This is a genomic window from Paenibacillus sp. N22P23 (assembly GCF_059383735.1).
In genome coordinates, this window is record NZ_JBXENT010000001.1 from 2,116,204 (window position 1) to 2,133,428 (window position 17,225).

Below are 17,225 nucleotides of genomic sequence, written 5' to 3' on the forward strand. Positions count from 1 at the left end.
TTAGAACTCCATGCAAGATCGCCACTCCATAATCGGTGTGACGATCTTCTATTTAAACTCGCCCAGCAGCGACTTGTAGACGCCGGAAGCGGCTTCTTTCCCTTGGCGGATGCAATCCGGCAGCCCGACACCATCGAATGCGGCGCCGGTTAACCATACGCCGGGCATCGCTGCACGCAGCTTCGTACGAAGCTGTGCGGTCTTCTGTAGATGACCGACCGGATATTGCGGCATGGAATGATGCAGACGGGTAATCTCCGTGAACAGCGGCTCAGCCGTGATTCCCATCACCAGTCGAATGTCGCTCCGAACGGCTTCTTTCAGTACATCGTCAGGCAAGTCGACAACGGCTTCATCGCCGGCACGGCCGACATAACAACGCAGCAGCACTTTATTGCCTGGGCTGGAATGCAGCCATTTGGCCGATGTCCATGTACAAGCCGTAATTGTGGTGCCCTCCGAACGCGGAACGACAAACCCTGAACCATCGAAATCAACGCCAAGCGTTGCTTTATCGAAGGCCATGACGACGTTGGCTACAGATACGTAACGAATGTCACGAAGCGCATCAACGTTCATATGAGGATCCAGCAAATCTGCGGCATCATAGGCAGGCGCAGTAATGACGATGCCATCGGCCTCCAGAATTTCACCGTCGCTCAGCAGCACTTCGTACGGCGCTGCATCTTCGCCATGCTCGTCGGGATCATTTTGACGGAATGCGACTGCCTTCCGTCCCATACGCCGATCCACATTGGATAAAGCTGCGTCCAGCGCCTCCAGCATCGTAGCGAGACCGCCCTTAAACGTGAGGAACATGCTGTTCTTGACTGCGGCGGGCACTCTGCTCACGCTTGGCGCCGCTGATGCTGCTTTCCGTTTATTGGCGCGCATCCCACGAATCAAGCTGCCATGCTTGCGCTCTGCATCCCGAAACTGCGGGAATGTCGCAGCAAGGCTGAGATTCCGCAGCTCACCGGCATAAATACCCGCGAGCAGCGGCTCCGCAACCCGCTCCATGACTTCGCTTCCCAATCGGCGAGACAGAAAGTCTCCGATCGATTCGTCTGCCGTTTCCTTGCTCGCAGGCAGGACGAAATCCAGCATTGCGCGAAGCTTGCCTCTCCAAGTCAGCAAGCCTGTCTTGGCAAAAGGTGCAATTTCCGTTGGTACTCCAAGCACAAGACCCGGAGGCATCGAATGCAGCTTGCCGTGATGAAGAATATAAGTTTTCTTGGCAGCCGGGTTGGTGCCGGTCAATTCATGCTCGATGCCAAGATCATAGGCCAAATCAATAATCGGCGTCTTGCGTGCCAGAAAGGAATCCGGACCGCGCTCAATAATGAAGCCGTCGCGCCGAAGCGTGTTGATTTTGCCGCCGATTCTCTCCGATGGATCCACGAGCGTAATGACTGCTTCCCGGCCGCGCTGCTTCGCTTCCTTGAGCAAATAAAAAGCGGAGCTGAGTCCGCTGATACCGCCTCCGATAACGACGAAGCGATCGAGCTTACCGTTCCCCCGCATGCGAGTCATCTCCTCTGTAATAACGCTATCCGCTAAACGAAAATCGCTCTTGCCGCGTCCTGTACGGAATCGGCCAATGTTTCCATATAGAGCGGATCTGTACCCAGCATCTCTATTCTCTGCAGCTTGACTCCGAGTTCACGAGCTTCCGCTTGCGCTTCGATATCAAGATCGTACAGAACTTCCAAATGCTCGGATACGAAACCGATCGGGGCAGCCAGTACGCCTTTGTAGCCTGCGGCAGCGGTTTCCTTCATCGTTTCGAGGATATCCGGTCCAAGCCATGGCTCACGTGTGCGGCCAGCGCTCTGCCACGTAAACTGCCAATCCGCAATACCGGCTCCATCCGCCACAAGCTTGGATGTCTCCAGCAGCTGCTGCTCGTAAGGATCATCCATCTCGCGGATTTTGACTGGTAAGCTGTGTGCGCTGAATAGTACCTTCACGGGCTGAACATCCCGAAGAGCTTCATAGGCAGATTTAACCCGTGTGACAAGCGCTTCAATCAGCTTCGGATGTGTATGATAGCTATCTACCGTTGCAAATTGAATGCCAAGCTCTTGCGCCTTCTCTTGCGCGCGTTTCATATAGCTGCCAACACTCATTGTGGAATAGTGCGGAGCTAGTACAATGCCTACAGCATGCTTAATGCCATCTGAAGCCATCGCGGAAACGCCATCTTCAATATATGGGCGCGCATGCTTTAAACCTTGGTAGCAGCTATAACGTCCAGGTGCTGCAGCGTCAAGCGCAGCCTGCAGGCCGGCTACTTGACGGTTCGTATTCTCACGCAGCGGGAACACGCCGCCGACAATCGCTTCGTAACGATTGCTCAGCTCAGCCAGCTGTTCCGGTGTCGGCGCATGGCCTCTGCGGATATGCGTGTAATATTCTTCGATCCCGTCCATGCTCTCCGGTGTTCCGTAAGACATGACGAGAACGCCAATTTTACCGTTACCGATTCCGTTACCGTTAACCAAGGCGAAGCTCCTCCTGCTTACCGCCTAACGCTTTAATTGCTTCAGCGGAGTAGTCATGTACAAACTCGGTCAGCTCACGCAGCTTGTCGAGCGATGCTTCCGGGAACAAGCCGTGTCCCAAGTTGAACACAAAGCCTGGCTGCTTGATGCCCTCATCAATAATTGCTTTCGCATGTTCTTTGATGACTTCCATTGGTGCAGTGAGTACATACGGATCAAGATTACCCTGGACAGCGAATGAACCGCCAAGTCTGCGGCGACCTTCTGCGATCGGCACGCGCCAGTCCAAACCGATGACATCGGCTTTGACATTCGTCAGTGTTGGAAGCAGCTCGCCGGACGCTACGCCCGGGAAGTAGATTTTCGGCTGAGGCAAATCCGACAGCTCGCTGAAAATCCGTTCAATCGTCGGCAGCACGAACGTCTTGAAATCATGTGGAGCAAGCGCGCCTACCCAGCTGTCGAACAGCTGGAACGCCTTACCGCCTGCGCCGATATGCGCACGAAGGTAAGCAATAACCATATCGCCAAGTTTGTCCATCAGCTTAAACCACACTGCCGGTTCCGAGTACATAAGTGACTTCGTTCTGATGTATGACTTCGAAGGACGTCCCTCGATCAAGTAGCTGGCAATTGTAAACGGTGCACCGGCGAACGTAATAAGCGGCACATCAAGCTCGCGGTCCAAGATACGAATTGTCTCTAGTACGTGAGACAAATCGCCTTCCACATCGATCGGCTTCAGCTTATCGACATCTGCTGCCGAGCGGATCGGATTCGCAATGACAGGGCCCACATTAGCCACGATGTCAAAATCGATTCCGATCGACGCGACCGGATTCATAATATCGGAATACAAAATCGCCGCATCTACACCGAGTTTCTTAATCGGCATAAGCGTTACCTCAGCGGCCAATTCCGGTCTTTTGCAAATTTCTAGCAGCGAGTAATTTTCTTTTATTTTACGGTAATCGGGATCGTAACGTCCCGCTTGTCGCATATACCAGACGGGTAAGCGATCGACTTGTTCTCCTCGGCACGCGCGGAGGAATCGGTCGTTGTAGCTCATTGTATTTCCCCATTTCTATCGTTTTCCCTACGTTTCCATTATGCCCTTTTTGCCGAAGTGTAACAACCGCCCGTCCCCGTCTATCATTGACAAACATATGACAATGTTAGGTTTCGGCTGTGCTATACTGGCGATATGTTGTTTACAGTGTAACTATTCTTACTCATAGGATCGGAGAATCGAAATGGAACAGTGGAAGAAAAATCTGGCCGTCCTCTGGTTCGGTCAATTTCTCGTCATGGGTGGAATGACGATGATTATCCCGTTTATGTCCCTCTATTTGCAGTCTGAACGCATCGGATTAACCGATAAGCATGCAATCGCGACTTGGGCCGGCGTGATTTTTGCAGGCAACTTCGTGACGGCTTTCCTCTTTCAACCGTTATGGGGGAAATTATCTGACCGCTATGGACGCAAAATGATGCTGCTTCGCTCCGGCTTCGGCATGGCCATCGTCATGATACTAATGGGCTTCGCCACTTCCCCTTGGCACTTGCTGCTGCTGCGGATGGTCAATGGCACGATTTCCGGCTTTAATCCAGCTGCAGTCTCGCTCATCTCGATATCGACGCCAAAAGAGCGGATGGGTTTCGCGATGGGGACGCTGCAATCCGGCGGAATCGCGGGCAGTATACTAGGCCCGTTCATCGGCGGATTGCTCGCAGATGCCGTCGGTTATCGACCGATTTTCTATCTGACCGGGAGCTTGCTGTTCGGCGCTTCCCTGCTCGCCTATTTCATCGTTCGCGAGAGCTTTAATCGGCAAGAGGCGGCCTCTCGTCCTAACATGTCGGTGATTGACGGCTTTCGCCAACTCTCACGCGTGCCGCAGCTGATGTCACTGTTCGCCGTTACGTTCCTGCTCCAGTTTGCGATTATCGGTCCAATGCCGCTCATGCCGCTTTATGTGCAGGACTTACACGGCACAGTCGTCAATCTGGCGTTCTGGGCCGGGTTTGTCGGCTCCGCAGCAGGCATATCCAATATGGTCGCCTCCCCTCTCCTCGGAAGGCTGAGCGACCGAATTGGCCAAGAGCGCATACTCGGCATCTCGCTGATCGGAGCGGCGCTGATGTTCATCCCGCAGGCCTTTGCAGGTTCGGTGTGGCAGCTGCTGCTCTTCCGATTGCTGCAAGGCTGCTTCCTAGGCGGTCTCATCCCTTCGGTCAATTCGCTCGTCCGCCGGTTTACGCCGGACGGGATGGAAGGCCGCGCGTTCAGCCTTAACAGCAGCATGCTGTCTCTTGGCAACATGATCGGCCCGATCGTCGGCGGCTTTATCTCGGGCTGGACGGGGATTCGCGGCGTGTTTCTCATCTCCTCGGCGTTGTTTGTCATCAATGCCGTATGGGTCAGGCAGACGCTTGTATCCAAGCGGTCGGCGTCTGGTGGCGCAAAACAGGAATAGAAAGCTGGCACAGGGGGGGAGCCTGTGCCAGCTTTTAGCTGTTGGCGAAAGTTGTGATCTGCTCACGGGGGGCTGAACGTTCGCCTGCGTGCGTGCCAGGCGCCGCTCGCCTAGTGCCCCTCAGCCAAGCGGCAATTCGCATACCTGCGCTCACATTCTCGCATCTTACACTCCGTTGTCCAGCATCTCACATCACACATTCCTACAGCTCACACTCCGCGTACACATCTCACTAGCCGCGAATCGCTAACGAATCGTAGAAGCCTTATTCATCGCGATTTCGGAGTTTCGAAATTCTAACGATTCGTAGAAGCCTTATTTGGTGCTAGTTGACTCCTAACACCCCAAAAACCACCAAATAAGACCGCTACGATTAGTTAGAATTTTATCCGAGCCATTTATGGACAAATAAGCCCTGTACGATTCGTTAGCGCATTCTGCAAGCCCCGCGCACTAGCCACTAGCATAACGAAGCCACCTTCGCTTCCAAATCAAACAAAAAAAGTGGCTGAGCGTCGAACATGCTCAGCCACTTTTGCCACTCCATAATCCTACTTCACAACCGCAACAGCAAGGCCGTCATAAGCCGGCAGCAGCGTGCCAATGAGCCGCTCGTCGCTGACCATCGATGCATTGAACTCGCGCATCGCCAGTACCGATGGACCATTCTTCTCGGGGTCGATCGTTCTGCCGTGAAGCAGCGCATTGTCTCCCGTGATGACAGCGCCTGGATTCGCAAGCTTGATCGCCCACTCCAGATAGAGCGGGTAGCTCTCTTTGTCCGCATCGATGAAGAAGAAGTCAAACTTGCGGCCTTCTTCAGCGAGTACAGCCAAACTTTCTTTGGCATCTCCGACTCGGTATTCCACGCGATCTCCAAGACCCGCTGCTTCCAAGCTCCCACGTGCAACATCCGCATAGTTCTGCAGCAGTTCAAGCGAAGTCAAACGTCCGCCATCGGATAAGCCTCTGGCAAGGCAAATCCCGCTATAGCCGCCAAGCGCGCCGATCTCAAGTACGTTCTTCGCACCGGACATACGCACTAACATCGTGAGCAGACGACCATAACCGGCTGCAATCGAAATCTCCGGCATACCTAATTGTTGGATCGTCTGATGGACCCGTGCCAAATCCGCATCTTCCCCAAGCAGTTGTTCTACGTACTGTTCCGTCGACATCGTTTCCTGCCCCTCTCCATAATAACGAATGTAATGTTTGTAATTAATCCCTTGGATGACCTATACTTGATTGTATGATTTTTATGAAAGATAAGAAAGTATAAGTTTCACCATATACGATGCTTATCTTTCTACGGAATGAAACGCGCTGCGTCGCCTAAAGGACGACGACAGCCGTTTCACCTTGGACCGGAAACAACCGGAGTCGTGAAGGCGGAGTGATACACAAATGGACAAACTGCAGCTGATTGCAACAGCTCCTATGGGGCTAGAGGCGGTCGTCGCACGTGAATTGATGGATCTTGGCTATACGGATCAGAAGGTGGAGAACGGACGCGTTATTTTTACAGGTGGGCTGGCTGATATTTGCCGCGCCAATCTATGGCTCCGTACCTCTGACCGCGTATTGATCAAAATGGCGGAGTTTCCTGCCAGAACGTTTGAAGAATTGTTCGAAGGCACCAAAGCGGTCAATTGGCCGGATTGGATTCCGGAGGACGCAGAATTTCCGGTAGAAGGGCGTTCGCATAAGTCACAGCTGACCAGCGTGCCTGCCTGCCAAAGTATCGTGAAGAAAGCTATAGTGGAAAAAATGAAATCGGTCTACGGTACCGAGTGGTTCCACGAGGATAATGGACAGCGTTACGTCATTGAAGTCTGGCTGCTGAATGACATAGCGATGCTGACGCTGGACACTACCGGCCCTGGATTGCATAAACGCGGATACCGTAAGCTAGTAACCGAAGCGCCCCTCAAAGAAACGATGGCAGCCGCAATGGTTCTGCTCAGCAGATGGCGCCCTGAACGGCCGCTGTATGATCCGTTCTGCGGATCCGGCACCATTCCGATAGAAGCCGCGATGATTGGCTGGAACATCGCACCGGGACTGCGACGCACGTTTAACAGTGAAGGCTGGTCCCTTATCTCGGAGCAAATGTGGGAGCAAGCCCGCGAGGAAGCATTCGACTCCGTGAAGGACAATGTCCCGCTTCAGATTACGGGCTCGGACATTGACCCGCGCGCACTTGAAATCGCAGAAGCGGCTGTCAAGAAAGCCGGCTTCTCGAAGGAGATCAAGCTGCAGCAAATGGCGGTTTCCCGTGTGAAGCCGGAAGGCGACTACGGCTGCATCATCACCAACCCGCCTTATGGAACAAGGCTTGGCGACGAGGACGAAGCAGAGAAAGCGATCAGACAGCTCGGACTGAGTTCCCTTTATATTCCGACATGGTCGATGTTCGCTTTAACACAGTCTCGCACGTTCGAAGATACGATCGGCCGCAAAGCGGATAAGAAACGGAAGCTGTTCAACGGCCGTATTGAATGTACGTATTATCAGTATTTTGGACCGCTTCCTCCGCGTAACAGAACGGACAGCCCTTCCAAATCGTAAGCTGCTGTGAAAGGAATACGTAACCCATGACTATACCATCTCGAAGCATAAAACGGCGCCGGCAACGGACGTCGTTTTATGCTATTCCCCTCCTGATCGCGCTTGAACCGCTGCTCTTCATCGGACTCATGCTGTTTAAGCTAATCTTGTTCGACCGGCTCGTTCATGTGCCAAACATGGCCATGAACCGCGATGATTGGATGACCGCCACCGGAACGCTAGCGCTTACCTCCTTCTGGACCTTATGGCTGCCGCCAAAGGGACGAAGAATCGCGCTCATTGTACTAAACATCGTTCTGACAGCAATCATCTATTCCGATCTTATCTACTTCCGCTACTTCCAGGATCTCATCTCAGTTCCTGTACTGTTGCAGGCCGGACAGGTTGGCGCGCTCGGGGAGAGCATTGATTCCTTGCTAAGCAGTATAGACCTGTGGTTTTTTGCCGACTGGCTGCTGCTGCTTCCCCTTGCCGTATTTACCTTCTATCGGATGAGTAGAAACAAAGGCAACGGCGCGCAGCTTTCGTTCATCAGACCGAATCGAATCAGAGTCACTCTTCGGCGTTTAGCCACAGGACTAGTCGTGTTCATCATCGGCTTCATGCTCGTCTACGTCCCCGTTCATAAAGCGAAACAAACCTGGGCAGCGGAGCTCTTCACGGGCAACTGGTGGAATCTATCCCTGTACAATGTGACCGGCGTAATCGGCTTCCATGGCTATGATCTGTATCGATATGCGAATGAGCATTGGTTTCAAGACAGCACCGTCACTGCCGAGCAGACGGCCGTAGCCAAACAGTGGTTCGAGACCCGCGCTGCGCAGCGCAAAGCGCTCGAAACCGATGCCTTATTCGGCAAATATAAGGGGAAGAACGTAATCTTGCTTCAACTGGAGGCCTTTCAGAACTTCGTCATCAACCAGCGGATTAACGGCGTCGAAGTCACGCCGAACATCAACAAGCTGCTTGGGTCATCGCTGTATTTCAGCAATTTCTATCATCAAACATCGCAGGGACGCACATCGGATGCCGATCTTGCTGCCAATGTGTCCCTTCAACCGCTGCCTACCGGCTCCGTCTTCATCCGTTATGCACAGCATGACTACGACAGCATGCCGCAAACGTTGAAAGACCACGGCTACACCGCAAACGTCTTTCACGCCTATGACGGAGGCTTCTGGAACCGCAACATGATGTATGACCGCTTAGGATACGACACCTTCTATAGCAAGAATGCCTACCAAATCGATGAGCCCATCGGTTGGTCGCTTGGAGACAAATCATTCTTTAAACAGTCCGTGGATCGGATGAAGGACGAGAAGCAGCCTTTCTATTCGTTCCTCATATCGCTCTCCAGCCATCATCCCTACCAGCTGCCGAAATCCGCGCAGACACTGGATGTCGGCCCCTTTAAGAACACCATTTTCGGCGATTATCTGGAATCCGTTCACTACGTGGACGCTGCAATTGGCAGTCTGATCGATGAGCTCAAAGCAGCCGGCTTATGGGATCAATCGATATTTATGTTCTATGGGGATCACGATAATTCCATCCGGGAATGGGAGCCCTTCGAGGCGTTCCTCCGTCATCCATTAAACGAGACCGAACAATTTCGAATTCTGAAAGGGATCCCGTTTGTCGTGCATTTGCCAAACGACGACCGGGCTGGAACTTACGAGCAGGTCGGCGGGCAGTTGGATATCACGCCTACGGTTCTCCATCTTCTCGGAATCTCAAGCGCAGATAAAACAATGATCGGAACGCCGCTCATCACTGCGCAGCCTGATAAGCAGCAGCATCAGAAGCGGATCGTTTTCCGAAACGGCGCATTCACGGACGGAGCTATCCTCTATCTGCCGGCTGAGGATGGACTACCGCAGCACAGTAAGTGTTACGCCTTCTCAACTGGTGAAACGGTCACAGATTCAAGCGTCTGTAACGAAGGAACAGCGGCCGCTCGGCTTGAGCTTGAATCGTCAGATCTCGTTATCGAGCATGACCTGGTCAAGTCGATGCACGTTGTTGTTCCTCAGCAATGACACCTATACAAAGAACCCCCGGCAAGCTTCACGCGGAAGCCTGCCGGGGGTTCTTTATCTTATTTCTTCACATATTTGCGTGCCTTCTCGATGACTTCATCCTCAGTCGGGGCCGTAATATAACGGCCGTTAATGAAGACGAAAGCAAATCTCGAACATGGACCGCAGTACGATTTGCACGCGACTTTGATCTCTGTGCCAGGTGCCATCTGCTCGAGCTTCGGCAGCATGGATTTCGTACGCATATGTTTGCATTTATCGCAAATGAGTATATCGTTAGCCATGTTTCTCTCCCTAACCGTTTACAAATTAATGGTCGCCGTGGTTGCCTTTAGTCGGGTTGGAAATCATGAAGCCTTCCTGAGGTACGTAGAAGTAGTCGATTCTGACACCGTCCAGCAATTCTACACCTTTCTCCAGAACAACCTTGATGTCTTTATCCGTCTCAATGATTTCGTCCTTGTCTGTAGCATCGTCCATCTTCATGCCATAGTGGGCATGGTCACCATGCGAATGCGTAACGAAAATACGCAGAAATTTACCTTCGTTCTCTGGCTTGTCCACTTCTTCGCGAAGCACTTTCGCGGCGTTGCGTGTAATTTTGCAAATCATCGTCGATTCATCTCCTTTATTTATGGATGCAGCCGTTGAACGTTCATCCGGCGTTCCTGATTTTCCTTCATCTCTCCTATTGTAAAGAAACGATGACCATTGTTCAACCGCTATCTCAATCGATCACTGTATTTGCGCTCCATATAACGCGTGTACCATTCAGCGGCAATCATCGTAACCGCGATATCATCGATAGGCAGAAAAGGGAGCACGTCAGGCATAACCCAGTACAACAGTACCGGTATGACATACAGCAGCTTGTCCATCAGCCGAACTTCCCTTGCGATCAGCAAGCGGTAAATTCGGACAAACACCGTCCGCCAGTGGCGGAGCGAAAGCAACTTCCTCATAGGGAACGCCTCCTTCTTCCGCCTATTATAACATATCCGGAATGGCAGCCTCTATGGCAGTAATGAGCAATGGCCTTATTTCGTCATACAGCTCATGAAACGACGATACCGGCAGCGGATTAACCCCATAACCGACCTCTACAGTATAACCCGGTTTCCGATAATCCTGGATAAACCAATCCTTGTAGCCGGCATCGCTGCCTGTCAGCTTCACCGCTTTATATCCGCTTGCTTTGGCCAGTTTGGCAGCAATCAGCTCCGCTTCCGGCGGTTCATAGCCGCGGTAGTTCCAGTAGATCTCTTGCCCCTGCGTATGCAAGGCAACGACGAGATCAAATTGCTCCTCCTCTGTAAAAGCAGCTAGTGCCTGTGCCTCAGGTTCCGATAACGGCTGTAAGCCGGGATAATCCCGTGGACCGGGACCTGCCGCGTCGCGCCGCTCTGCTTCAACTTCCCAGAAAGCCGGGAATTGATCATTCAGGTCTACGCCGCGAATGTTCGCCTTCCACTTCGAGAATCGGATTGAACCGTTATTCCAGTCCAGCAGCTCATGATAATACGGATGTTCCTCACTCATGCCTTCTTGAACAAGCTCAGCCCCGTCCGGATTAATAAGCGGCACGAGCCACAATGTCACTTTGCGCAGCAGTGCTCTAATATCGACGTGACATATCCGAGTCCCAGCCGCTGCCGCCTGCGCCAAGTCCTCTGCGAATGTCATTAAGAGCGGTGTCGTAATCCATTCGTTTGCATGCATGCCTGCATTGATGTGCACTTTGGCTGGCCCTTCACCGAGACTAATCGCCGTAATTGGTTTGCCCATGACGCTTTGCCCGATTCGCCTGCATTGCAGAAATGGATAGCTATTCTGAAGCTGTTCGATATCCTTCATTAGCTCCCTCGCACCGTATTCTGCACTTCCATCCACGATGCGACCTGCGCCTCCGACAGGGATACTGATCAATTGCCCTTCTTGAAGCAGCGTAAGATCAAGATGATGATTCACCGCAATAAGCGAATGAGTGGAAACAGCAAAGAGAGCTGCAATACGAAGCAGCGTATCGCCGGCATTTACCCGATACGTGAATGTTGGCTGTGCGGGTACGGCAAGCAGCAGCCCCGGCTTTAATCGTTCGCTCGCAAGGAGTCGCGGATTGGAGGCTAAAATGGCTTCGGGATTCATTCTGAAATTGCGGGCAATACGAAGCAGCGTATCGCCGCTCTGAACAATATAAGGATGCAGCATGTGATCACCTCTGAACTGGTCTAGTCACATGCTATGCCGCTCCATTCCCCGGCATGCCATTTCATAGGAAAGAGCCGCCTCGTCATCAAATGCTAATGGAGGCGGCTCCGATTCGTTGGCGGAACATCTATACGATATTGGGCACCTGCCACACGACAGGCGTTAGCTCGATTTGCTCACCTAACCATTGTTGCGCAATCTTTCTAAACATGCGCGGGTCTCCGCTGCAGAAGAATTGATGCACGGGAAGATCTCCGTCACGCGTCAACCGATTGCGATCATGCAGAATCGTGCTAATCTCGCGAGCGGTTTCATCTGCGGAGTTGATCAGTGTCACATCACTACCCATTACAGAAGCGATTGTATCTGATAAATACGGATAGTGGGTACACCCTAAAATTAACGTATCGATATCGCGTTTCTTCAGCGGTGCCAGTGACGATTCCACCACTTCTTGTGTTTCTTTCGAGCGGAAATTCCCTTGTTCGACAAGCGGGACAAACCGCGGACATGCTAAGCTGATTACTTCAATGCTCGGAGATAGCTGCTTAAGCGCATGTTCGTAAGCGCTGCTGCGAATCGTCCCTTCCGTACCAATGACACCGACAATCCCTGTTTGCGTGCGACCATTCGCAGCGCGAGCACCGGGATGAATCACGCCGACTACCGGAATAGCGACACGGGAGCGGATATCTTCAAGCGCGACTGCTGTTGCCGTATTACAGGCGATAACAATCATTTTCGGACGATATTGGATTAAATACTCAACGATTTGCCTAGTAAACCGAGTCACCTCTTCAGCGGGCCGCGGGCCGTACGGGGTACGTGCGGTATCGCCGAAATACATGATTTTTTCCCGGGGAAGCTGGCGCATGATTTCTTTGACGACTGTTAAACCGCCTACACCAGAATCCAATATTGCGATCGGTTGTTGCACAGACACACCGCTTTCTTGAACGTTTTGGCAGGACTTCAATAGAATATGAATACGATGAAGAAAAGGTACCTACATCTTAGCGCAATTCTAGACAAGGTTCAACAAACGTCCCCATGCCAGGTTGATCCCGGAAAATTAAAAAAAAAGCCGCCCCAACTGCCAGAGCATCTAATTCAGCTCAAGCAGCCGGGGCGGCTTTGTTTATGGTTTCGACTTATTTGTAAGCAGGAAGCCAGTCGCCATGTGCTTCGATCAGATCATCGCACATTGCTTTGATATCATCCATCGACAGCTCTGCACTTGTGTGCGGATCAAGCATCGCAGCGTGATAGATATGGTCACGTTTGCCTGTAATCGCAGCTTCGATCGTGAGCAGCTGCGTATTGATGTTCGTGCGGTTAAGAGCAGCCAATTGCGGCGGCAGATCGCCAACGAATGTCGGCGTTACGCCGTTGCGGTCGACGAGGCAGGATACCTCTACGCAAGCTTCTTTCGGCAAGTTGGTAATCAGTCCTGTATTCATCACATTGCCGCCGATTTTGAACGGAACGTTCGTTTCAATCGCCTCAAAGATATACGAAGCATATTCATGCGTACGTTTATGCTGCAGCTCCGGATTGTTGATCAGCTCTTCTTTCAGCTTCTTCCAGCCGCTAATTTGCTCGATACAGCGGCGCGGGTACTCATCCAGCGGAATGTTGAAGCGTTCGATCAGCTCCGGATAATTACGCTTGATGAAGTACGGGTGATACTCGGCGTTGTGTTCGGACGATTCGGTAATATAGTAGCCGAAGTTGAGCATCATTTCGAAACGCACCATATCCCAGTGCTGTTCTTTCTGCTTCTCACGAGCGCGGCGCTTGATTTCCGGATACAGGTCTTCGCCATCCTTGGAAACCTCAAGCAGCCAAGCCATATGGTTGATACCGGCGATCTTCGATTTGACGCCAGTCGCATCCATGCCAAGATGACTAAACAAATGATCCACGCACACTTGAACGCTATGGCATAGACCGACCGTTTTGATCCCGCCGTACGTGTTCATGACATTCGTCAGAACAGCCATTGGGTTCGTGTAGTTCAGGAACAGAGCGTCCGGACAAACCTCTTGCATGTCCTTAGCGAAGTCGAGCATAACCGGAATCGTACGCAGGTTTCGGAAAATGCCTCCGATTCCAACTGTATCCGCGATTGTTTGGCGCAAGCCGTATTTCTTCGGAATTTCAAAATCGGTAATCGTACAAGGATCGTAGCCGCCAACTTGAATGGCATTGACGACGAATTTGGCACCGCGCAGTGCTTCTTTGCGGTCCGTATACGCTTTAATTGTGGAAGTGCTTCCGCACGTGTTTTTGATATGGTTCAGCAATGTTTCGGATTCGGACAGACGCTCCGGATTAATGTCAAACAAAGCAATCTCGAATCCTTGCAGCGCTGGTGTGTGCAAAACATCGCCAAGCACGTTCTTCGCAAATACAGTACTTCCCGCTCCGATAAATGTAATCTTCGGCATGATAGTCCTCCTTGAAAATGGTCCGCCATGTAAGCGGATTAATGTCTTCTTCTACTATCTACTATAGTGCAGGGAATAGCGGATTGAGTAGGAAATAAAGCATGATTTATATGTACATTTGTAGTTTTTTGAACTACACTGAACGTACTGAAATCATGAAGATTGGGGCACTGAACAATGCCGGATACAAGCCAAAAAACGTCTATGATGCGCCGTACTTCCGATCACTATAAATTTACCGATTACAGCAATACGCAGCCGGCCCAAGGCGAATTGTCGCTTCTCTTCAGCGGAGAAGGCAAACCCGTTGGCGGCCATTTCATTGGACCAGCCGTTCATAACTATTACCTGGTGCACACGGTTCTATCAGGCCGAGGAACATTCGAGATCGATGGGGTCCGGTATTCGTGCGTGAAAGGCGATACCTTTATTATTTTTCCGGACGAGCTGTTCACCTATAGAGCCGATGAGAAAGATCCATGGCATTATATGTGGGTCGCATTCAAAGGTCATATCTCCGAGCACCTGCTGCTGACGCTCGGTTTCTCCCCGGCACGTCCCATCGTTCATACGGATGACGTTCGTCCGCTCGCTGCGCTATATCGCAAAATTCGCGGAGCGTTGGAAGCAAACCCATTTCCTGAACTTGCTGATTTGGAAGCAAACGGACTGCTGCGCATCTACCTGAAGGAGCTTGGCCTATTGAATGCAGGCAATCTGGCCTTTAATTCGATCGCTATCGTTTCGGACATCGACAGGCAAATTAAACAGGCAGTCCGCTGGTTGTCGTATCAATATGCACAGCAAATATCAATCGAGGATTTGTCGCGAAGCTTAGGCTACCATCGCACGCATTTATCCAAAATGTTCAAGCAAGTAACAGGCGTATCTCCCATGCAATTTCTACTTAAAGTGCGGATGGAGCGAGCAAAGGAGCTGCTGAATGGACAGAATCACCTGTCGATCGACCAGGTTGCTTCTTCCGTCGGCTACACCGATGCCCTCTATTTCTCCAAGCAATTCCGCAAAACGTTCGGTTATTCGCCGTCCGAGTACCGTTCTCAGGCTAGAGGTAGCAAGTAGGACGCAAAAAAGAAGGCTTCGCCGCATTGACTATGCAGCGAAGCCTTCTTGATTATTCACATGAATTAGCTGATCGTTTGAAGTTCCTCTTTGCGGTCTTGCGTCAGCTCTTCAACCTTATCTTGAACGGCTTCGCCTGCTTCATGCACGAGCTCGCCGGCTTCATCCAGCACTTCAGCTGCCTCTTCTTTGCCTGCTTGGCGCCAACTGCGAACATTGTCAAGGACCGTGCTTGCTGTTTCTTTTGCCTTGCCTGCAGCTACCGTTACGCCGCCGCTAACTTGTTTCGCAATACGAGTCGTCGAGTCGCCGACTTGACCGGCAATTCGAACGGTGTGCTCGGAAACAACCTGTGTTCCGTCTGCAATATCTTTACGAAGCTCGCGACCTGATTTAGGAGCAAGCAACAGAGCTGTTACGGAACCAATTACGCCACCTGCAATCGCACCAACTAAGAAACTTTTCTTTCCACTGCTTTTTGCCATCTTCAATACACTCCTTTGGTACAGCGGCTTGCACTGCTTTCGAATACGCAGCAGCATAGCAACCGTATGATTAGTTAGTAGTATCCTGCCCTTGGTCATAGCTTGAGCATGCAGAGGTGCGGCTATCTTTCCGTTTGTTCTGCCAAAACTGCCACACCGCATAACTGACCTCAGCCCAATCAAGCGCTTCTGTGATGCCATGCTTCACTTTCTCGCCTGACCTTGCAGCATGCCGTTCTACCGTTTCGTTCAGGTCTGTGGAAACCCGGTTCACGGTAAAAGATAATTGATTCGCTGCATCGCCAATTCGTTTCGTCGCTTCTGCCAATTTGGACATGCCATCCAATTGCTTCTGCACCGTTCTAACGGTTGCGGTCACAGGATCCATCAGCGCAGTCACCTGAGCTGCCGCATGCTGTGTATACTGCTCCATCGCTTCGGCCGTTTGAATCAACTTCGCCAACTTACGATCTGCAGATCGCAGCCAGAGCAATATCCCAATTACCAATGCGACGAAAGCAGCAACGGCTGCTCCCTCAAGCCATATCCGATCCATGAGCGGACACCTCCTAACGTACTGCCTAGCGGGCGAATGCCCATTTACTTACTGACATAATACCCACCATAGGCTTGTTTTGACACAACACACGAAAAAAAAAGAGGCGTTAGGACCATATCCTAACACCTCTTTATGCTTATATACCCGCTATTCGGTAGCTGCACTTGCCGCCGCCTTTAGCCAAACATTCGGTTCGTTCCACGTCCGTTCCAAGGAGCTGCTGGAATAAAGACAGCTCGCACTGACAGGCTTGCTGATAGCGATTCGCCACCTGCGCGATGGGACAATTGTATTCATGCATCACTAGGCCGTTCTCATCGTTCTCGATTGCAACCATATAGCCGCCTTCATTCTGAATAGAAGCAAGCTCGGTTACTTTCTCCTCCAGTGACTTCCCATCCATGCGATAGGCATACCGTTCGATCAGCTTGCGTTTACGTCCTTCAAACAAGCGGTCAACGATAATGGCCGTCTCGGGATCATCCTCCAGCTCTTCCAGCAAATCCAGCGCAAGGACATGGTAGTTCTTCGGAAATAACAGCTCGGCTTGCTCCGTTAGACTGAACATATGGGTAGGTCGCCCCATAGCCTGACGCACGATGGTAGGCGCAATAAGACCGTCCCGCTCCAGTGTGCTAAGATGTCGGCGTACAGCCATTTCCGTAATTTGCAGATGCTTCGCGAGCTCTCCGGCATTCATCTGTCCGTTTGTCTTGAGCAGCCTGAGCACCGTTTGCCTTGTCGAGCCTTCCAGCCTGAATAGCGGCTCATTCTGCATACTCGTCGGAGTTCCATTCTGTTCCATTTCCTCACCACCTTCGGCACTACAGCGCGTTCTAATGTCGTCAT

The 17,225-nt window shown here is 51.7% G+C and carries 17 protein-coding genes; 4 read left to right on the forward strand and 13 right to left on the reverse strand.

Going from position 1 to position 17,225, the window contains the following annotated elements; genetic code table 11:
- Positions 1-48 precede the first annotated feature (48 nt).
- The 3 genes from hemG to hemE are packed head-to-tail and all read right to left on the reverse strand — an operon-like array spanning position 49 to position 3,573.
- Positions 49-1,524, reverse strand: coding sequence for a protoporphyrinogen oxidase (gene hemG, locus AC506A_RS09920; protein WP_495460758.1), 1,476 nt, complete (start codon positions 1,522-1,524; stop codon positions 49-51).
- Positions 1,525-1,556: 32 nt separating this feature from the next.
- The gene (gene hemH / locus AC506A_RS09925; protein WP_495461014.1) at positions 1,557-2,456 is read right to left on the reverse strand and encodes a ferrochelatase; all 900 of its coding nucleotides are present in this window, start codon (positions 2,454-2,456) and stop codon (positions 1,557-1,559) included.
- A 40-nt stretch (positions 2,457-2,496) separates the two neighbouring features.
- Positions 2,497-3,573: a uroporphyrinogen decarboxylase gene (gene hemE, locus AC506A_RS09930; RefSeq protein WP_495460759.1), complete on the reverse strand. Its 1,077-nt coding sequence runs from the start codon at positions 3,571-3,573 to the stop codon at positions 2,497-2,499.
- Positions 3,574-3,757: 184 nt separating this feature from the next.
- On the opposite strand from hemE, the gene AC506A_RS09935 reads away from it, so the two are divergent.
- A complete protein-coding gene (locus AC506A_RS09935) occupies positions 3,758-4,981 on the forward strand; it encodes an MFS transporter (RefSeq protein WP_495460760.1) in 1,224 nt (407 codons plus the stop codon).
- A gap of 551 nt (positions 4,982-5,532) precedes the next feature.
- Here AC506A_RS09935 and AC506A_RS09940 read toward each other — a convergent pair.
- Positions 5,533-6,159: an O-methyltransferase gene (locus AC506A_RS09940; protein WP_495460761.1), complete on the reverse strand. Its 627-nt coding sequence runs from the start codon at positions 6,157-6,159 to the stop codon at positions 5,533-5,535.
- A gap of 229 nt (positions 6,160-6,388) precedes the next feature.
- On the opposite strand from AC506A_RS09940, the gene AC506A_RS09945 reads away from it, so the two are divergent.
- Positions 6,389-7,552, forward strand: coding sequence for a THUMP domain-containing class I SAM-dependent RNA methyltransferase (locus AC506A_RS09945; protein ID WP_495460762.1), 1,164 nt, complete (start codon positions 6,389-6,391; stop codon positions 7,550-7,552).
- Positions 7,553-7,578: 26 nt separating this feature from the next.
- A complete protein-coding gene (locus AC506A_RS09950) occupies positions 7,579-9,591 on the forward strand; it encodes an LTA synthase family protein (RefSeq protein WP_495460763.1) in 2,013 nt (670 codons plus the stop codon).
- Positions 9,592-9,650: 59 nt separating this feature from the next.
- Here AC506A_RS09950 and AC506A_RS09955 read toward each other — a convergent pair whose 3' ends face one another.
- From AC506A_RS09955 to AC506A_RS09980, 6 genes are all read right to left on the reverse strand, one after another.
- Positions 9,651-9,875, reverse strand: coding sequence for a YuzB family protein (locus tag AC506A_RS09955; protein ID WP_090982961.1), 225 nt, complete (start codon positions 9,873-9,875; stop codon positions 9,651-9,653).
- 25 nt (positions 9,876-9,900) lie between these two features.
- Entirely contained in the window at positions 9,901-10,203 is a 303-nt protein-coding gene (locus tag AC506A_RS09960) for an iron-sulfur cluster assembly accessory protein (RefSeq protein WP_495460764.1), read from the reverse strand.
- Between the two features lie 110 nt (positions 10,204-10,313).
- Positions 10,314-10,553, reverse strand: a complete 240-nt coding sequence (locus tag AC506A_RS09965; protein WP_495460765.1) for a hypothetical protein — start codon at positions 10,551-10,553, stop codon at positions 10,314-10,316.
- A gap of 25 nt (positions 10,554-10,578) precedes the next feature.
- Entirely contained in the window at positions 10,579-11,799 is a 1,221-nt protein-coding gene (locus AC506A_RS09970; protein ID WP_495460766.1) for a M14 family zinc carboxypeptidase, read from the reverse strand.
- 127 nt (positions 11,800-11,926) lie between these two features.
- The gene (racE, locus tag AC506A_RS09975) at positions 11,927-12,736 is read right to left on the reverse strand and encodes a glutamate racemase (protein ID WP_495460767.1); all 810 of its coding nucleotides are present in this window, start codon (positions 12,734-12,736) and stop codon (positions 11,927-11,929) included.
- Between the two features lie 214 nt (positions 12,737-12,950).
- Positions 12,951-14,249 carry an alpha-glucosidase/alpha-galactosidase gene (locus tag AC506A_RS09980; protein ID WP_495460768.1) on the reverse strand — a complete coding sequence of 433 codons (1,299 nt, stop codon included), beginning with the start codon at positions 14,247-14,249 and terminating at the stop codon, positions 12,951-12,953.
- 177 nt (positions 14,250-14,426) lie between these two features.
- Here AC506A_RS09980 and AC506A_RS09985 point away from each other — a divergent pair, with 177 nt between their 5' ends.
- Positions 14,427-15,332: a helix-turn-helix transcriptional regulator gene (locus AC506A_RS09985; RefSeq protein ID WP_495460769.1), complete on the forward strand. Its 906-nt coding sequence runs from the start codon at positions 14,427-14,429 to the stop codon at positions 15,330-15,332.
- Positions 15,333-15,397: 65 nt separating this feature from the next.
- Here AC506A_RS09985 and AC506A_RS09990 read toward each other — a convergent pair whose 3' ends face one another.
- The 3 genes from AC506A_RS09990 to AC506A_RS10000 all read right to left on the reverse strand — a co-directional run bounded on the left by AC506A_RS09990 (position 15,398) and on the right by AC506A_RS10000 (position 17,181).
- On the reverse strand, positions 15,398-15,817 hold the full coding sequence (locus tag AC506A_RS09990; RefSeq protein WP_495460770.1) for a YtxH domain-containing protein: 420 nt from the start codon (positions 15,815-15,817) through the stop codon (positions 15,398-15,400).
- 70 nt (positions 15,818-15,887) lie between these two features.
- Positions 15,888-16,373 carry a hypothetical protein gene (locus AC506A_RS09995; protein ID WP_495460771.1) on the reverse strand — a complete coding sequence of 162 codons (486 nt, stop codon included), beginning with the start codon at positions 16,371-16,373 and terminating at the stop codon, positions 15,888-15,890.
- Between the two features lie 139 nt (positions 16,374-16,512).
- Positions 16,513-17,181 (reverse strand): helix-turn-helix transcriptional regulator, encoded by a 669-nt coding sequence (locus AC506A_RS10000; protein WP_495460772.1) that lies wholly within the window; start codon positions 17,179-17,181, stop codon positions 16,513-16,515.
- Positions 17,182-17,225: the final 44 nt, after the last annotated feature.